Origin of the sequence: Rhodopseudomonas sp. BR0C11, assembly GCF_010820945.1 — a bacterium.
Taxonomy (GTDB): Bacteria; Pseudomonadota; Alphaproteobacteria; order Rhizobiales; family Xanthobacteraceae; genus Rhodopseudomonas; species Rhodopseudomonas palustris_H.
This window is the reverse complement of the sequence record NZ_QTKI01000060.1, coordinates 1-17,287: the sequence shown is the minus strand read 5'-3', so window position 1 is coordinate 17,287 and position 17,287 is coordinate 1. Positions and strand designations below refer to the sequence as shown.

Here is a 17,287-nt window from a genome sequence, read left to right as displayed (position 1 = left end):
GTACAGCCGGACGTCGGAAATCACCAGCGCGCCGGCCTTGAGCTTCGGCCAGGACGGCTTGATCGCGATCTTGTCCAGCAGAACCAGATGGTCGAATTCGATCGGCAGCGGATAATCGACCTCGCCATGGGCGACGACGAGGTCGGCATTGCAGAAGCCGCCGCGCGAGGTCGGCTCATAGGTCTGCGACTGCGCGACGTGGCGGCCTTCCAGCGCCAGCGCGTCGGCGAGCAGCTTGGCGCTGAGCAGCAGGCCCTGGCCGCCGGTGCCGCCGAAGCGCAATTCGATGCGGGATGTCGACATAGCTGGTCTCCCCGTCACTTGGCGGCGCGCGCTGCGGCGGCGGCACGCAGCGCCGCGCCGTATTCCGGCCGATTGTTCTGGGCCAGAATGCCGGTCGGCAAATCGGTCGAACGGAACGGCTCGTCGACGCTGTCGCGATACGCGCTCGGGCGCATCTCGCTCTTCTGCCGCAGCACCATCTCGGCCGAGGAGCCCATGTCGTTCTTGCGGCCGTAGACTTCGGTGCAGTCCGACACCACTTCGACGAAGGCAAAGCCCGGATGCTGCAGGCCGGCCTTGATCAGCTCTTTCAGCTTCGGCACGTGCCGGGTGACTTCGCGTCCGACGAAGCCCGCACCGGCGGCGGTCGCCAGCGCGCAGGCGTCGAAATTCGGCTCGGAATTGCCATGCGGCGTGGTGGTGGTCAGCCGCGTCTCCGACGTGGTCGGCGACACTTGACCGCCGGTCATGCCGTAGATCTCGTTGTTGAGCATCAGGCAGGTGAGCTTGAGATTGCGGCGGCAGGCGTGGATCAGATGATTGCCGCCGATCGCCAGACAGTCGCCGTCGCCGGAGATCACCACGACGTGCAGGTCGGGTCGCGCCAGAGCGAGACCGGTCGCATAGGCCAGCGGGCGGCCGTGCGTGGTGTGGAAGGTGTTGGCGTCGATATAAGCCGACAGCCGTCCAGCGCAGCCGATGCCCGACACCACCGCGAGCTTGTCGCGGTCGATATTCAGCTCGTGGATCGCCCATAGCAGCGCGCGCAACGCCATGCCGTGGCCGCAGCCCGGGCAGAGAAAGTGCGGCATCATCTCCTTGCGAAGATAATCGCGGACGTCGAAATGCGGCGCGTCGCGGAACATCTCAGACCTCCGAAGTGAGCTTGGTAGCAGCGGCTGCGATCTGCGCCGGCGTAATCGGTTCACCGCTGATCAGATGCAGGCCTTCGACGCGGCGGTCGCGAAGCTGACGCTCGATCTCGAGCCGCAGCTGGCCGATGTTGAGCTCCGGCACCAGGATCGCCTTGGCGTTCCGGGTCGCCTCGCGCAGCGCGATCTCCGGGAATGGCCACAGCGTGACCGGGCGGAACAGCCCGACCTTCTTGCCTTCGGCGCGGCAGGCATCGACCGCGCGACGAGCCGCGCGGGCGCTGATGCCGATCGCAACAATCACCACCTCGGCGTCTTCGCAGCGCACGGCTTCGTAGCTGTCGATCAGATCGCGATGCCGGTCGAGCTTGGCATAAAGCCGGCCGAGATTCCGCGTCACGGTCTCAGGGTCCTGGCTCGGGAAGCCGGTCTCGCTATGCGTCAGGCCGGTGGTATGGGTGCGATAGCCGTCACCCGGACGCGGCATCGGCGGCACCAGATCGGCATCGGCCGCGTAGGGCTTGTAAGCCTCGCGCGGGCCGCTCGCCCATTTGCGGGTCGCGTGCACCGACGTGCGGCCGCCAAGCGCCACGGTCTCGGACGACTGCGCGATCACCTGGTCGTACAGCAGGATCACCGGCGTGCGGCACAGCTCGGCAAGATCGAAGGCGCGAATGGTCTCGTCGTAGATCTCGCGTGCCGAGGCCGGCGCCAGCACGATCATCGGATAGTCGCCGTGGCTGCCGTAGCGGGTCTGGAAGATGTCAGCCTGCGACGGCCGCGTCGGCATGCCGGTCGACGGACCGCCGCGCATCACGTTGACGATCACACAGGGAATCTCGGCGCCGGCAGCGTAACCGATATTTTCCTGCTTCAGCGAAAAGCCGGGGCCGGAGGTCGCGGTCAGCGATTTGACGCCGCCCATCGAGGCGCCGACGACCGCGGCCATCGCAGCGATCTCGTCTTCCATCTGGATAAACACGCCGCCAGCTGCCGGCAGCATGGTCGACAGCCGCTCGGCAATTTCCGACGACGGGGTGATCGGATAGCCGGCGAAAAACTTGCAGCCGGCGTCGATTGCGCCCTGGGCACAGGCGGCGTTACCGGACAGCAGCTTGGCAGCAGCGGCTTTGGGGACGTGACGATCCGGCGCGTTCATTGCGCGGCCTCCATCGCGGGCGCTTCAGTGTCGAGATGGACTCGGATCGCGAAATCCGGGCACAGCCATTCGCACAGCCGGCAGCCGGTGCATTTTTCCGGCGCCACCAGTTCGACGACGCGGTCGGCATTGAGCTTCAGACAGCGCTCGGGACACAGCTTGACGCAGATCTCGCAGCTCTTGCACCAGGCATCGGTGATCTCGAGCCGGGGCTGATATGGCGTATGCGCCGGTGCCGCCGCAGGCGCAGCATCGGCGGACGGCGACTCGCTCTTGGCGTCCGCAATCCAGTTGCGGCCGAGTTCGAACGCGGCCGAATTCACCGCAATTGTCTTCTTCGGCACGAAGGCGGTGACGGTCTTTTCCCACTCCGGCAGCGCGAATTCGAGCACGGTCGACAACGCACCGAGCAACACGACGTTGGCGGCGCGCTCGTTGCCGAGTTCCTCGGCCATCTTGGTGGCATCGATCGCGTAGGCTTCGGACACGTAGGCCGCGACTTGTTCGGCGGTCTCGGTCGAGTAACGCATCGGCGCGCCGGGACGGCGGCTGAGGCAGGCGAACGGCGGCACGATCCGCTTGGTGTCGCAGATGAACACGCCGGTGTCGCGCTTCAGATGCGGCAGCCAGCGCAGGCCCTCGGCCCATTCCAGCGCGATCAGCACGTCGGCCTCGCCCTTGGCGATGGTCGGCGACCAGACCCGCGGCCCGAACCGGACGTGGCTGAACACGGTGCCGCCACGCTTGGCCATGCCGTGCACTTCGCTCTGCTTGACCTCGTAGCCGTGCGCCTGCGCCAGCGACGCCAGCACCTTCGACACCATGATCACGCCCTGGCCGCCGACGCCGACGATCAGCACATTGGTGGGCTCCGCCAGCGCCGCGTTGAACGCCACCGGCTCACTCTCCGCATTCACTGCGATGTTGCTCTGCTCGTTCATTGCGTCACCGCCGGGCTCGCGATCTTGATGCAGTCGATGGTGCAGACCTGGGCGCACAGCGTGCAGCCGATGCACAGCGCCGGATCGATCTTCACCCGGTGCCGCCCTTCGAACCACTCATCGCTCCAGGTCAGAGCCGGGCAGCCGAGATTCATGCAGGACTGGCAGGCGGTGCACTGGCTGGTGATGATTTCCAGCGGCGGCCCCTTGATCTTGATCGGATCGAGCACGCACGGCCGGTTCGAGATCAGCACCGCGACGCCGCGATAGTTGATTGCCTCGCGGAGCGCCTGATGGGTGGCGGCGAGATCGTAGGAGTCGACCTTCTTCACCCATTTGACGCCGCAAGCCTTGATCAGCGCCTCGTAGTCGACCTGCGGCGCGGGTTCGCCCCGCAACGTCTTGCCCGTGCCGGGATGCTCCTGACCGCCGGTCATCGCCGTGATGTGATTGTCGAGCAGCACCACGGCGATATTGGCTTGGTTGTAGACCGCGTCGATCAGCGCCGGCAGGCCGGCGTGCAGGAAGGTCGAGTCGCCGATGGTGGCCACCACCGGCTTGGTCTCGCCGGCCTTCGCCATGCCGATGGCGTTGCCGATCGAAGAGCCCATCGCGACGCAGGTGTCGATGCCGCGCAGCGGATCGAGCACCGCCAGCGTGTAGCAGCCGATGTCGCCGGCGACACGGGCGCCGGAGGCGCGCACCGCCATGAAGCTCGACGTATGTGGGCAACCGGCGCACAGCACCGGCGGACGCACCACCGGCTCCGGCACCCATGCGTTGTAGGACGGCGGTGCCGGCAATAGGCCGGCCTGAACGAACCCAGCGCGGACAACTTCGGGCGAGAACTCGCCGGCACGCGGAAACAGCCGCTTGCCTTCGACCTTGATGCCGAGCGAGGCGACCTCTTTCTCGATGATCGGCTCGAGCTCCTCGACCACGAACACCTGCTCGACCGACGCGCAGAATTCGCGCAGCAGCGTGTCGGGCAACGGCCAAGAGGCGCCGAGCTTCAGCACGGTCGCGTTCGGCAGCACTTCGCGGAGATAAGGATAGCAGGTGCCGGCGGTGATGACGCCGAACTTGGTATCGCCCCTCTCGATCCGGGTGATGTCCGCGGTGGCGAGATAGTCCTTCAGCTTGGTTTCTCGCTCGAGCACGAACAGATGCCGGCCGCGGGCATGCGCCGGGATCATCACGTTCTTCGACGGGCGCTCCAGGAAGACGCGCGCCGGCACTTCGACGCGCTCGCCCACCGACACCGTGCTGCGGGTGTGGGACAGACGCGTGGTGCTGCGCACAATCACCGGCGTATCGAACTGCTCGGAGATCTCGAACGCCAGCTTGGTGAAGTCGTAAGCTTCCTGCGCGTCGCTTGGCTCCAGCACCGGGATATTGGCGAGCTGGCCGTAGATCCGGCTATCCTGTTCATTCTGCGAAGAGTGAATGCCGGGGTCGTCGCAGACGATCAGCACCAGGCCACCGTTCACGCCGATATAAGTCGCGGTCATGAAGGCGTCGGCCGCCACGTTGAGGCCGACATGCTTCATCGCGCACAGCGCGCGGCTGCCGGCGAATGACGCGCCCATCGCGACGTCGAGCGCGACCTTTTCGTTGGTCGACCACTGCGCGTGCAGATCCTCGACCGGATAGGTCGCAAGATTCTCGAGAACCTCGGTGCTGGGCGTACCAGGATAAGCAGCCGCGACACGCACACCGGCTTCCCACGCGGCCCGCGCGATCGCCTCGTTACCGGTGAGCGGGCGAAGCTCTTTGGCTTCGGCCTTTAGAGCGGTGGCGGCTTGCCAAGGTGTATGCATCACGAGCTCCCCCCAAGCGCACGCCGCTGCGGCGATTAGAACTGCTGTAAAGGGGCTCTCTTTCCCAAATTTACCTTCGGTCGTATTTGCGCTAAGTCAACGGGCTCGACAGTTATCGATCAGCATGATCACTACGCGTTTGCGGTAGTGCTTTTGTGCTGAGTCAATTCTGTGCAGTGCAGCGACGATTACTGCTACGCAAGAGCGGATTGCCAAGGCGATCGCGTGGATAGTTGGACTTTAGACGAACAGTGAGGACGGCATGACGACGACGGCTCCGGACAGCGTCCAGAACACCCCGGCTCCGAGCAAACCGGCGCCGGAGCGCGGACCGGACAAGCACGTCGAAGCGCGGATGGCACGGATCGAAGCCGCGGTACAGCGCATCCAGCTGGTCATCGTGATGGGCGTCGGTGTCGGCGCGATCCTGTGGTGCCTTGATCTTGCGACGCAATTGATGCCCTTCCCGCCGTCGGCCGCTTGGTACTACGGCGGTCAGGCGGTCGCGGCGCTGATCGGCATGGGCATTGCGTATGCGGTGGCCAAGCTGATCGGCTACCCGTTGGAAGTTCTGAAGCGGGCCTGACCGACCGCCATCGCGGTGCGCGGATTTAGCACCCCTCGGCCTTGCCGCGACGCGGCGTCATCGGCGCGTAAATCTGCTAGGATACCGCGGGCGGTGAGCTTCTTTCGCCCGCGTGGGACACAATGCGTCGAGTTCTCAAGAAACCTGCGGCCAAGCCGAGCCCCGGCCTGGCCCATGACATTGTTCTGTCGCAAGACGCCGGCAGCGGCGAGGCATTCCGAGCCATTGCGACCGAATTGCTACGCCTGATCGCCGCGCAGCAACCTAAGGTGCGGCGACGCGATCCGACCGGCGTTCACCAGATGCGGATCGGCTTGCGGCGGATGCGGGCCGCGATCTCGGTGTTCGCCGAGCTGATCGACGGCCGCGACACCCAGCGGATGAAGCGCGAGCTGAAGTGGCTGGCCGGACGGCTGGCTCCGGCGCGCGACCTGCACCTCCTGGAAGTCAAAATTAAGAGCGCTCAGCTCGGCACCGGTTCGCCGGCCTTCCTGAAGCGGCTCGGCTCGGACCGCGGCGCCGCGTTCGACAGCGCCAGCGCCACCGTCGAGCTGCAGCGCTTCCGCGAGCTCTTGGACGATCTGAAGCGCTGGATCGAGGCGGGCGAATGGACCAAGGCGGCGGCCGGCGCGGACCGCCCGTCAGCGGTCGCATTCGCCGAACAGGTGCTGGCCCGCCGCGCCCGCAAGCTCAACAAGCGCCTGGAGAAGCTGGAGCAGCTCGATGACGAGGAGCGGCATCGGGTCCGGATCGCCGCCAAGAAGCTGAACTACGCGATCGGCTTCTTCGAAAGCCTGTTCGACGGCAGGGCCGGCAAGCGGCTGGAGCGGTTCCGGAAGCACCTGAAGAAGCTGCTCGACGCGCTCGGCGCCCTCAACGACGTCGCCGTGCACCGCAAACTCGCCGGCAAATTCAACCGCCGCGCCAAGGACAAGCTGGACCCCGACGCCGCCCGGCAGCTCGCCGACCTTGATGATGCCGAGATCAGACAGCAGATGAAGGCGGCCGCCAAGGCCGCCGCCAAGCTTGCGGAGGACCCGCTTTTCGGCGATTGACGGCGATCGAGCCGCGCTGAAGGATACGATGCAGCCAGATCCCCACCCTCTCGTCGAGGCGGCGACCAGCACCTCACGCTTCGCGGTGACGCGGCGCTGGCTGACGCGGGTATCCGAATGGTCGGCCAAGGCGACGTTCCGGATCAAACGCGGCACGCCGGCGGTGACGATTGCCGAACTCGGCAAGAGCTGGGAACTGACCGAAGCGCAACGCACCGTCCTGCTGCAGCTCGGCGAGACCAAGCCGGGCGCCGCGTTCATCGACGAGAAGGTCGCCAACATCAACCGCGCCGCGTTCCACCGTTCGGCCTTCGTGCTGAATGCGGTGACGCATCTGATCTTCGTCGACCTCGCCGCACAGCTCTTGCTGTCGGTGTGGGAATTGAAGGCGGTGCTGGTCGCGCTCAATCTGCTGCTGGCGCTGATCGCGCATTTTCAGATGCGCGAGAATTATCGGGCGCTGCTCGCCGGCCCGCGACAACTGCCGAAGAAGCGCCGGCTGCTCGGGCTGCTGCGTAATCCCCGTTACAACAAAGCGGTGAAGAAGAGCTCCCGGCCCTATGCGCGCAGCGCCTGGAAAGAGCAGACGCTGTACCGCACCGCGTACTTCGCCAACGCGGTGATCATCTTCCTCGGCTCGCAATTCATTCTGCCTGCAGAGCGACTGATCTTCCCGTTCGGATTCCTGGTCGGCAAGATCACCGGACTGATCACCACCATCGTGGTGTTCTTCGACGGCTGGCGCGGCATCCGCGCCGGCGACGACGCCCGCCTCGCGCGCGAGCGCGAGGTCTCGGTGTACCGCAACCTCAAGATCTGAGAGCGCTACGCGTCTTCCCCGTCACTGCGAGAACCAAAGCGACGGCACCTCAGTGATGCTCAGCTTCGCTCTTGCCCCAGGTCAGGAATAGGCCGATGTCGCCTGGGATGCCGTCGGGGAAATCGACCACGCGGGCCTGCAGCACGAAGCCGTGCGGGCGCAGTTCCGACTTCCACCGCAAGTAAATGTCGGCGGCCATGCCGCGCAGTGTGGACGGCCATTCCGGATCGGGCGCATTCACGGCGCGGCCGTGATCGGTGCACAGCTCTGCCGGAAACCGCAACAACAGGCTTTCCTGCTCGCCCTTCTTGGCGGCGGATCGTGCGTTGCGCAGCAGCTTCTGCCAGGTCTCGTCGGTCAGATGCGAGGCCAGCATGTCGCTGGCGAGACGGTGATGCTTCTCGTCCGCCAGCTCCTTGGCATGTTTTCGCTTCTCGTCTTCTTCGTGCTCGTGCTCGAGCCCCAGCTCGCGGAACGCCGAGGCGGAGAGATCGTCGGCCGCCGGATCATGCGGCGGCGGAGCCGGCGGCGCGACGGGACGGCTCAGTGCCGCGAGCTTGTCGGACGGCGTCGGCCAGGCGTTCGGATCGTCGTGCACGGGATCAGCTCCGGTGTGATTGAGCCCAGTCATGGTCTTGAGCAGGTCGGCGCGGCTGACGATGCCGACGATGCGGCCAGCACGCACCACCGGCACCCGCTTGATCCGCTTCTCGACCAACAGGTCGGCGATGTCGGCGAGTGCCGTGGTTTCTTCGACCGTCACCACCGGGCCGACCATGACGTCCTTGGCGGTGCGGGTATCGGACTTCAGGAATCGGACGTAGTCCGGATGCACCGCCTCGCCTTCCGACAGCATCTGCAGCCACCAATCGTGACGCGCTTCGCGATCGCTATCGGCACGCGGCATCAGGTCGCCCTCGCTGACGATACCGAGCGGCACCCCGGCGCCGTCGATCACCGGCACGGCGCTGATGCCATGCTTGAGCAGCGTCTCGGCGATAGCGTGGACGGGCGTGTCGGGCTGCACCGTCACGATGGCGGTGGTCATCACGTCTGCTGCCTTCATGGGAATCTCTTCGAACGTTGCGGGCTATCGAATGATATGCGGCGTATATGGCGGTCTGATGCGCGATCTACGCGGGACGGCTTTGCCGCGTCACAGCTGGTTTTTGCGAATCTCCGTCAAGCAACCGCCATATTCCGCTGTGCGCTCAGCTTCGGAAAGCTGCAGATAGGGCATTGATCGCGGTCGATCGACGCAGAGCCGACAGGCCGCACCGACATTGGACATTCGACCATAGAGAAAGCCGGGCCGCACTCGGCAAATGACGAGGTATTAATCGTCAACCCTAACAAATTGCGGTGCTTTCTGCCGCGATGACGTCACGACCCCTGCCGTGCTACATCTCGACCGACGGCGCCTGAGCGGTTTTGACATACCTCAACGCACCGTTGCATATGCGTGTTCATTTGATTTTCGACAATGCAGCTTGCGGCAGGCGAAACCTATACACCTCGCGCCGGCCTGCCCTGAATGGAAAGACGTAACATGGAGTATCTCTCCGCGCTCGGTCCACTGCTGATACTCATGTTGTTCGGTGGTGGCTTCGTGATCGCAGCGTATCTCACCTTCGACGATATGCGTTCCCGTGGCGGTTCGTTCGATGCCGCTTCCTTCGTCACCGCAATCCGCTCGACGGTCGATCGCGTCCGCGCGCTGCCGACGACGACGCTGATCATGATCGGCGCGGTCGTGGTCGCGGCCCTGTTCGTCTATCTGGTGTCGGCGAGCGGCTACTATGCCCGCCCGGCCGCCGTGGAAACCAGCGCCGCCCCGGCTGCGGTCGAAACCGCTGCAACGCCGGCCCCCGAGGCCGCTGCGCCCGCTCCGGCGGCAAAGACTACTCCGGCGCCCGCGCCTGCCACCAAGGCCCCCGCCGCCGACAAGCAGGCCGCTGCTGCGGCCCCGGCGGCGATCGCCGCGGTGCGTAACGTCACCTCGACCAGCTGCGCCTCGGACGGCTGCCCGGTGACCTGCGCGGCCAACGAGACCCTGACCTCGGCCTATTGCGTCAACGGAGGCGCCGCCAAGCTCGCCGACCAGCTCACGGTCAAGGACGGCTCGGTGACGGCGAAGTGCAGCCCGAGCGCCAGCGCCATCAAGGTCGCCTGCGCCCGCAAGTGATCTGGGGGCGCGCCCGATCGGATCGGGACAGCACCCAGCCAATCGAGCCCGGCTTCGCGCCGGGCTTTTTGTTGTTCGGCGCTGAGTCCGCCGAAGCCCCGTCATCCGATGGGCCGGGGGATTGGATTGATCGTCGCCTGACGTGACGACAGTCGTATTGTGCGGACGGCCCAGCGCCCGAACCATCACCGTGCAGCCGCAGACCAGCCCGCGACTGCACGGTAGAAGAAGCTAAACCGCAGCGTTGATGATCTGCAGCTGGGTGAATTCCGCCAAGCCTTCCTCGGCGAACTCGACGCCGATCCCCGACTGTTTGGCGCCCCCGAACGGAATGTGGGGCGCCATGTCGAGGTGTTTGTTGATCCACACCGTGCCGGCCTCGAGCCGGTTGGCCACCGCATAGGCGCGGTCGGGATCGGATGCCCACACCGAGGCGCCGAGACCGTAGCTGGTGCCGTTGGCGCGCCGGATCACGTCGTCGGATTCGGAATATTTGATCACCGGCAGCACCGGGCCGAACTGCTCCTCGTCGACCAACCGCGAGCCTTCAGCGATATCGCGGACGATGGTCGGCTGGATGAAGTACCCAGGCCGGTCCATCACGTCGCCGCCCGCGATCACCTTGCCGTTCCGCTTGGCGTCGTCGAGGAAGCCTTTGACCTTCTCGTACTGCATCTTGTTCTGCAGCGGGCCGAGCTTTGTGCCCTGCTTTAGGCCGTCATCGACCACCGCAGTATTGGCGAGCGTTGCAAGTTCGTTGCAGATCTCGTCGTACACCGCCTCATGGACATAGAGCCGCTTGATCGCCAGGCAGACCTGCCCGCTGTTCTGGAACGCGCCCTCGAAAATGCCGGGTGCGACTTTCTTCGGGTCGACGTCGTCCAGCACGATCGAAGCGTCGTTGCCGCCGAGCTCCAGCGTGATGCGCTTCAACGTCTGCGCGGCGCTCGCCATCACCTTCTGGCCGGTCGCGGTCGAGCCGGTGAACGAGATCTTGCGCACGTCGGGATGCCGGGTCAGGGCATCGCCAAGGTCATTGGCGTCGGCAATGACGTTGAGCACGCCGGGCGGCAGGATGTCCTTGACCAGCTCGGCGAATTTCAGCGTCGACAACGGCGTGGTCGGCGCCGGCTTCACCACCAGCGTATTACCGGCCAGTAGCGCCGGCGGCAGCTTGAAGCCGAGGATCAGGAGCGGGTAGTTCCAAGGAATGATCGCGCCTACGACGCCGAGCGGGCGGCGATGGGCTTCGACTCGGCGGCCGTTGCCATCTTCGATCACCCGCATCGGCAGCTCGAGCGAGCCGAGATAGCGGAAAAAGGCGGCCATCCCGAGCACTTCGCCGGTGGCGTCGCTCAGCGGCTTGCCCTGCTCGCTGGTCAGCAGCCGTGCCAGATCTGCGGCGTTGGCCTCAAGGACGTCCGCCATCCTGGCGATCAGTTGCCGCCGCTGCTCGATCGGCGTTGCAGCCCAGGCCGGGAACGCCGCCTTGGCCGCGGCTACCGCTCGGTCGAGCTGGGCATGTGACGCCCGAGGGCATTCGGCCAGAATTTCTTCGGTGGCCGGATTCAGCACCGGCATCGTCGCATCACCGGCAACGAGCTGGCCGTCGATCAATAAACTGAATGGCTGCATGGACGCCTCCCTGGTTTGCCCTTGTGGGCTTCGTTATATTCAGATGAATATCACGGTATCGACATCCGATCCAGAGGCGGTGCCCGTTTGGTTAGATGTCGTCGGATGCGCTCCGAATGAGAAGGCAGAGAGACTGGATGGTCGAGAAGAGCTATCTGAAGTTCGCCAGCGAGGCCTTGACCAATTGCTCGGTCTCGGCCGACGGCGCCACAGTTTTGCTGGGGTTCAAAGATTCGAAGGGGCGGGACGCGAGTTTGGAGCTGCCGCTGGCGCAAGCCGGCTCTCTGGCAATGACGTTGCCGTCACTGATCGAGCACGCCGTGCGCAGGCACTTCCGCGACAGCTCGCTCCGTTACTCCTACCCGTTAGAATCGTGGCAGATCGAGAGATCGAGCGATCCCGAAACCGGCATGGTGACGCTCAGGACCAAAGACGGTTTCAGCGTCTGCTTTTCGATGCCTGTGGCGCTGCAGAGCGACCTCGGCCACGCGCTGACATCTCCACCCCAGATCGACGCTCCGACCCTGGCGAACTAGGACAGGTCAACACCACTCCGGTCGCTCGATCAGCTTTTTGCTCTTTGGCCCTTGGCGATATCCGACCGGAGCGACACGAGATGCGGCTTCGCGGCTGCGGTGGCGGCATGTTCGATCATCCGATAGCGCTCAATCAGCAACTTGCCGAACGCCGTGAGCGAAGCGCTGCCGCCGTTCTTGCCGCCGGTCTGGCGCGCGACCGCGGGCTGGCCGCATATCTGGTTGACCTCGTCGACGAGATCCCAAGCGCGCTTGTACGACATGGCCATGGTCCGACCGGCCGCAGCGATCGATCCGCAAGCCTCGATCCGCTCCAGCAGTTCGATCTTGCCGGGACCAATCCGCCCCTCCGGATCGAAGTCGATCCGGATGCTGAGGGTCGGAAGAGATTTCGAACGAGATGGCGGCATGGATGTCCGGTCGCAGGAGGGACGCGATGACTGCCGCCGCAGCAGCGCGATCGGCGTCATGATCCTGTTACATCGATTGACGATAGCATGAAAAGGAGGGCGTCGATGATGCTGAGACACGCGGACGGAAGTGCGGGCGATGCGGACTACGGCCAGGTCGGTGTCCGCTACGCTGATTTCCGGCAGCCCGAGCCGCGGATTGCGGCGCAGATTTGCGACGCGCTCGGCGCGGCCAAGACCGTCCTCAATGTCGGAGCCGGCGCGGGCTCGTACGAGCCGACCGATCGCGACGTCACCGCCGTCGAGCCGTCGGCATCGATGCGAGCGCAGCGGCCCGCCCATCTGCCGCGAGCGATCGACGCATGCGCCGAAGCGCTGCCGTTCCCCGATCAGTCGTTCGACGCCGCGATGGCGACATTCTCCGTTCATCAATGGTCGGATCTGTCGCGTGGCCTTGCGGAAATTCGGCGGGTAACCCGCGGACCGATCGTGCTGCTTTCTTGCGACCCTGCAGAGGTACAGGCGTTCTGGCTGAACGACTACGCTCCGGAGGTGCTGGCCGTCGAAGCGCGGCGTTATCCGTCGGCCGCCGCCCTGGCCGACGGCCTTGGAACGCCGGTCGACCGGATCGCGGTGCCGATCCCGCTGCATTGCCGCGATGGCTTCAACGAGGCGTATTACGGCCGTCCGGAAATGCTGTTGCGACGCGATGCGCGCTCCGCGTGTTCTGCCTGGAGCTTCGTCGACGATGAGATCGCCGAGCAGGCGGTGGCTCGGTTACGCGGCGATCTGGAGACAGGCGCTTGGGACGAGGCCCATGGATCGCTCCGGACCCAGGCGGCCTATACCGGCTCGCTCTACCTGTTCGTATCAACCCCGATCGCTTAGCCGAGCGCCCGTGTGTCGATCCTTGCACGACGCGCTTACGATCGCGACGCCGAGCAAAGCGCCGCCCTGCTTTCGCAGGACGGCGCGCTGATGAGGTCAAGCATCTGAGGCGTGGAGGGACCGCTTAGTCGCCCTGTTTGTCGATATTCCAGAACACCGGAGTTGCCGGGCCGTAAACAACGCCGGTGAGTTCCTTGCGCCACACGCTCGGCGCGGTGTACTGGCCGAGCGGGATGTAGATCACCTGTTCGTACACTTCCTTCTGGATCTCTTCGGCGATCTTCTTCTGCTCCTCCGGCGAGTTCGCGCGCACGAACTTGTCGCGCAGCTCCTCGACCTTGGCGTCTTCCGCCCAGCCGAACCAGCCACCCTTCTTGCCCTGACCGCCGACCGAGACGTTGGCGACCGGATTGAGAATGTCGGGTCCGGCCCAGTTGGTGAAGAACATATTCCAGCCGCCTTCGCTCGGCGGCTTCTGGCTGGCGCGACGCGACACCACGGTCTGCCAGTCGGTGGCCTGGACGTCGACCTTGAAGCCGGCGTCACGCAGCAGCTGCGCAGCCACGATCGGCTGCGCCTTCAGGGTGACGACGTCGCCCGGCGCCATCAAGGCGATCGGCGTGCCGTCATAGCCGGACTCCGCGAGCAGCTTCTTGGCCTCGGCCATGCCGTTGCCCTTGACCAGCGTCTCGGAGCCGACGTCGGTTTCGAGCGGCGTGCCGCAACCGAACACGGCGCCGCACACCTTGTAGTACTTAGGATTGCCGACCAGCGCGTCGAGCACAGGCTTCTGGCTCATCGCCAGGAAGGCAGCGCGACGGACCTTGGGATTGTCGAACGGCGGATGCAGGAAGTTCATCCGGCCAAGGGTCTGGAAGCCGAGCGGGCTCAGCGTATCGATCGTCAGCTCCTTGTCCTGCGCCAGCACCGGCAACAGGTCGAACGACGGATTTTCGATGAAGTCGATGTCGCCCGACTGCAGCGCGTTCACCGCGGTCTGTGCATCCGGCATGGTGATCCACTCGACCCGGTCGACCTTCACCATCTTGCCGCCCGAGGTCCAGTCCGGCGCTTCCTTGCGCGGAATGTAATCCGGGTTCTTGACGTACACCGCCTTGACGCCGGGCTGGAACTCGGACGCCACGAACTTGAACGGGCCGGAGCCGATCTGCTCGGGGATCGGCTTGTCGGCCGGCGTCTCGGCGATCCGCTTCGGCATCATGAACGGCACCAGCGACGACGGCTTGCCGATCGACTCCAGCACCAGAGCGTAGGGCTCCTTCAGCTTCAGCGTGATGGTCTTCGGATCGGTTGCTTCGAGGCTGGCGGTGAACTGCATCAGCTTCTGGCCCATGCCGTCCTTCTGGCCCCAGCGCTTCAGCGAGGCGACGCAATCCTCCGCGGTGACCGGGGTGCCGTCGTGCCACTTCAGTCCGTCACGCAACGTGAACGTGTAGGTCAGCTTGTCGTCTGAGACTTTGTAGTCCGCCATCTGCGGCTGGACCTTGAACTTGGAGTCCATCGCCAGCAGCGTGTCGTAAACCATGTAGCCGTGGTCGCGGGTAATGTAGGCGGTGGTCAGGCCGGGATCGATGATACGCAGGTCGGAATGCATGACAGCGCGGATCGTCTTGGCATCGACGGCCGCAGGCAGCGTCATCGATGCCGCGAGCGCGAACGCCGGCACAGCGAATTTCGACGCAACGGCCGAGCGCATCCAACGCGGTGGATGGAACATTCGATTTCTCCTGACTTGAAACTGATCAGTCACAGATGATTGCTTGTGCAGGGCATTAAGTCTCCGGGCGCGGCGTCACGCGATCAGCGCATTGCCACATCCTGATAATCGAGACTTGCACTAAGTGTGCCAAGCGTCAATCATCCGGCTCGCGCTGCCGGGCGCTCGGCCGCGTAGTCGGCGGCGAAAATCTTTCGCTTTACAAAGCCGCCGGTAATCAGTCTCGTAATGCCACCAACAGAGAGTGCGCAATGAACCCAGCAAATCTCCCATTCGATTCCGATACGATGCTGCAAGGCCTGCGCGCCTGGGTTGAATGTGAGAGCCCGACCTGGGACACCGCCGCGGTGGAGCGCATGCTCGATCTCGCAGCGCGGGAGATGGCGATCATGGGCGCGACAATCGAGCGCATCGCCGGTCGCCAGGGCTTTGCCGGCTGCGTGCGCGCGCGCTTTCCGCATCCCAAGCAAGGCGAACCCGGCATCCTGATCGCCGGTCATCTCGACACCGTGCATCCGATCGGAACGCTGGCGAAGCTGCCGTTCCGCCGCGAAGGCAACAAGGCGTTCGGCCCCGGCATCTTCGACATGAAGGGCGGCAACTACCTGACGCTGGAAGCCATCAAGCAGCTCGCCCGCGCCGCGTTCACGACGCCGCTGCCGATCACCATCCTGTTCACGCCGGACGAAGAAGTCGGTACGCCGTCGACCCGTGACATCATCGAAGCCGAGGCGGCACGCAACAAATACGTGCTGGTGCCGGAGCCCGGACGCCCCGACAACGGCGTCGTCACCGGCCGCTACGCGATCGCGCGATTCAACCTGGAGGCGATCGGCAAGCCGAGCCACGCCGGCGCGACGTTGTCGTCGGGACGTTCCGCCATACGGGAAATGGCCAAGCAGATCCTGGCGATCGACGCGATGACCACGGAAGATTGCACCTTCAGCGTCGGCATCGTGCACGGCGGCCAATGGGTGAACTGCGTCGCCACCACCTGCACCGGCGAAGCGCTCAGCATGGCCAAGCGACAGGCAGATCTCGACCGCGGCGTCGAACGCATGCTGGCGCTGCAAGGCAGCAGCAGCGACGTCACCTTCAACGTGACGCGCGGTGTGACCCGCCCGGTGTGGGAGCCGGATGCCGGCACCCTGGCACTGTACGACAAGGCGCGCGCGGTCGCTGCGCAGCTCGGCGTCGGCCTGCCGCACGGCAGCGCCGGCGGCGGCTCCGACGGCAACTTCACCGGTGCAATGGGCATTCCCACGCTCGATGGTCTCGGCGTGCGCGGCGCCGACGCGCACACGCTGAACGAGCACATCGAGATCGACAGCCTCGCCGAGCGCGGCCGGCTGATGGCGGGACTGCTCGCGACGCTGGAGTGAGCGCGGACCTGTGCAAATCAGATCGCACCGGCTTGCAGCCCTGGCACGGGACTTGCTGAACTCCGAGGGTGATTTCGACGGCTTCAAGCGCAGGTGATGATGACGAACCGCATCTTCGGGATAAGTTTCGCTAATCGTCGATCCAAATCCATGATGGAGCGCCGATGCTCGGCTATCTGATCCGTCGTTTGCTGGCGGCCATCCCGGTGATGGGTGTGGTCGCACTGTTCGTGTTCCTGCTGCTGCGCCTGACACCGGGCGATCCCGCCGCGATCATTGCCGGCGACAGCGCCACCCCTGAACAATTGATGCGCATCCGCACGTCGCTCGGGCTCAACGAGCCGCTCTACGTGCAGTTCTTCACCTGGGTCGGACGGCTGCTGCATGGCGACCTCGGCGTCTCGCTGATCTCGCAGGTGCCAGTGCTGCAGATGATCGGCCAGCGTATCGAGCCGACCATCACGGTGGCGCTGTCGACCATCGTGCTGTCGGTGATCGTCGCGGTTCCGCTCGGCGTCGTCGCCGCGTGGAAACACGGCACCTGGGTCGATCGCTTCGTGATGGGCCTGTCGGTGATCGGCTTCTCGGTGCCGGTGTTCGTGATCGGCTATGTGCTGATCCAGATCTTCGCGATCGAGCTGCGCTGGCTGCCGGTGCAGGGCTTCCGCCCGATGGCGCGCGGCTTCGGCCCGTTCGCCGAGCGGCTGGTGCTGCCGACGCTGACGCTGTCCTTCATCTACATCGCGCTAATCGCGCGGATGACACGCGCGGCGATGCTTGACGTGCTCGGCGAGGATTATGTCCGCACCGCGCGCGCCAAGGGCATCACCGAGAGCCGCGTGCTGCTGCGCCACGCGCTGCGCAATGCGGCGGTGCCGGTGATCACCGTGATCGGCACCGGCTTTGCGCTGTTGATCTCCGGCGTCGTCGTCACCGAGAGCGTGTTCAACCTGCCCGGCATCGGCCGCCTCACTGTCG

17 protein-coding genes are annotated in these 17,287 nt (G+C 65.1%); 8 read left to right on the top strand and 9 right to left on the bottom strand.

Annotated elements, in window-relative coordinates:
- The 5 genes from DYI24_RS07495 to iorA form a co-directional block, all read right to left on the bottom strand.
- The coding region (locus DYI24_RS07495; RefSeq protein WP_205523418.1) for a 2-oxoacid:acceptor oxidoreductase family protein at positions 1-303 on the bottom strand (303 nt) is incomplete at its 3' end.
- A gap of 14 nt (positions 304-317) precedes the next feature.
- Positions 318-1,148 carry a thiamine pyrophosphate-dependent enzyme gene (locus DYI24_RS07490; protein WP_107343378.1) on the bottom strand — a complete coding sequence of 277 codons (831 nt, stop codon included), beginning with the start codon at positions 1,146-1,148 and terminating at the stop codon, positions 318-320.
- A 1-nt stretch (position 1,149) separates the two neighbouring features.
- Positions 1,150-2,313, bottom strand: coding sequence for a 2-oxoacid:acceptor oxidoreductase subunit alpha (locus tag DYI24_RS07485; protein ID WP_164571840.1), 1,164 nt, complete (start codon positions 2,311-2,313; stop codon positions 1,150-1,152).
- Entirely contained in the window at positions 2,310-3,254 is a 945-nt protein-coding gene (locus DYI24_RS07480; protein ID WP_107343376.1) for a 2-oxoacid:acceptor oxidoreductase family protein, read from the bottom strand. The genes DYI24_RS07485 and DYI24_RS07480 overlap by 4 nt, the downstream gene beginning before the upstream one ends.
- Positions 3,251-5,074, bottom strand: coding sequence for an indolepyruvate ferredoxin oxidoreductase subunit alpha (iorA, locus tag DYI24_RS07475; RefSeq protein WP_164571839.1), 1,824 nt, complete (start codon positions 5,072-5,074; stop codon positions 3,251-3,253). The genes DYI24_RS07480 and iorA overlap by 4 nt, the downstream gene beginning before the upstream one ends.
- 262 nt (positions 5,075-5,336) lie before the next feature.
- Between iorA and DYI24_RS07470 the strand changes: the two genes are divergently transcribed.
- From DYI24_RS07470 to DYI24_RS07460, 3 genes are all read left to right on the top strand, one after another.
- Complete coding sequence (locus tag DYI24_RS07470; protein ID WP_107354564.1) at positions 5,337-5,660, top strand: hypothetical protein; 324 nt, start codon at positions 5,337-5,339, stop codon at positions 5,658-5,660.
- Positions 5,661-5,782: 122 nt separating this feature from the next.
- On the top strand, positions 5,783-6,715 hold the full coding sequence (locus DYI24_RS07465; RefSeq protein ID WP_164571838.1) for a CHAD domain-containing protein: 933 nt from the start codon (positions 5,783-5,785) through the stop codon (positions 6,713-6,715).
- A gap of 28 nt (positions 6,716-6,743) precedes the next feature.
- Complete coding sequence (locus DYI24_RS07460) at positions 6,744-7,535, top strand: hypothetical protein (RefSeq protein WP_164571837.1); 792 nt, start codon at positions 6,744-6,746, stop codon at positions 7,533-7,535.
- A gap of 49 nt (positions 7,536-7,584) precedes the next feature.
- On the opposite strand, the gene DYI24_RS07455 is transcribed toward DYI24_RS07460, so the two are convergent.
- Complete coding sequence (locus DYI24_RS07455; RefSeq protein ID WP_164571836.1) at positions 7,585-8,601, bottom strand: CBS domain-containing protein; 1,017 nt, start codon at positions 8,599-8,601, stop codon at positions 7,585-7,587.
- Between the two features lie 483 nt (positions 8,602-9,084).
- Between DYI24_RS07455 and DYI24_RS07450 the strand changes: the two genes are divergently transcribed.
- Positions 9,085-9,720 carry a hypothetical protein gene (locus DYI24_RS07450; protein ID WP_164571835.1) on the top strand — a complete coding sequence of 212 codons (636 nt, stop codon included), beginning with the start codon at positions 9,085-9,087 and terminating at the stop codon, positions 9,718-9,720.
- 231 nt (positions 9,721-9,951) lie between these two features.
- Here DYI24_RS07450 and DYI24_RS07445 read toward each other — a convergent pair whose 3' ends face one another.
- A complete protein-coding gene (locus DYI24_RS07445; RefSeq protein ID WP_164571834.1) occupies positions 9,952-11,355 on the bottom strand; it encodes an aldehyde dehydrogenase family protein in 1,404 nt (467 codons plus the stop codon).
- 137 nt (positions 11,356-11,492) lie between these two features.
- Between DYI24_RS07445 and DYI24_RS07440 the strand changes: the two genes are divergently transcribed.
- Complete coding sequence (locus DYI24_RS07440; RefSeq protein ID WP_164571833.1) at positions 11,493-11,891, top strand: hypothetical protein; 399 nt, start codon at positions 11,493-11,495, stop codon at positions 11,889-11,891.
- A 29-nt stretch (positions 11,892-11,920) separates the two neighbouring features.
- Here DYI24_RS07440 and DYI24_RS07435 read toward each other — a convergent pair whose 3' ends face one another.
- A complete protein-coding gene (locus tag DYI24_RS07435; protein WP_164571832.1) occupies positions 11,921-12,301 on the bottom strand; it encodes a winged helix-turn-helix domain-containing protein in 381 nt (126 codons plus the stop codon).
- Positions 12,302-12,406: 105 nt separating this feature from the next.
- Between DYI24_RS07435 and DYI24_RS07430 the strand changes: the two genes are divergently transcribed.
- Positions 12,407-13,189 (top strand): class I SAM-dependent methyltransferase, encoded by a 783-nt coding sequence (locus DYI24_RS07430; RefSeq protein WP_205523417.1) that lies wholly within the window; start codon positions 12,407-12,409, stop codon positions 13,187-13,189.
- A 124-nt stretch (positions 13,190-13,313) separates the two neighbouring features.
- On the opposite strand, the gene DYI24_RS07425 is transcribed toward DYI24_RS07430, so the two are convergent.
- Positions 13,314-14,927 carry an ABC transporter substrate-binding protein gene (locus tag DYI24_RS07425; RefSeq protein ID WP_107354560.1) on the bottom strand — a complete coding sequence of 538 codons (1,614 nt, stop codon included), beginning with the start codon at positions 14,925-14,927 and terminating at the stop codon, positions 13,314-13,316.
- 251 nt (positions 14,928-15,178) lie between these two features.
- Here DYI24_RS07425 and DYI24_RS07420 point away from each other — a divergent pair, with 251 nt between their 5' ends.
- Both DYI24_RS07420 and DYI24_RS07415 read left to right on the top strand, forming a co-directional pair.
- A complete protein-coding gene (locus tag DYI24_RS07420; RefSeq protein WP_164571831.1) occupies positions 15,179-16,309 on the top strand; it encodes a M20/M25/M40 family metallo-hydrolase in 1,131 nt (376 codons plus the stop codon).
- Positions 16,310-16,473: 164 nt separating this feature from the next.
- The coding region (locus tag DYI24_RS07415) for an ABC transporter permease (RefSeq protein ID WP_164571830.1) at positions 16,474-17,287 on the top strand (814 nt) is incomplete at its 3' end.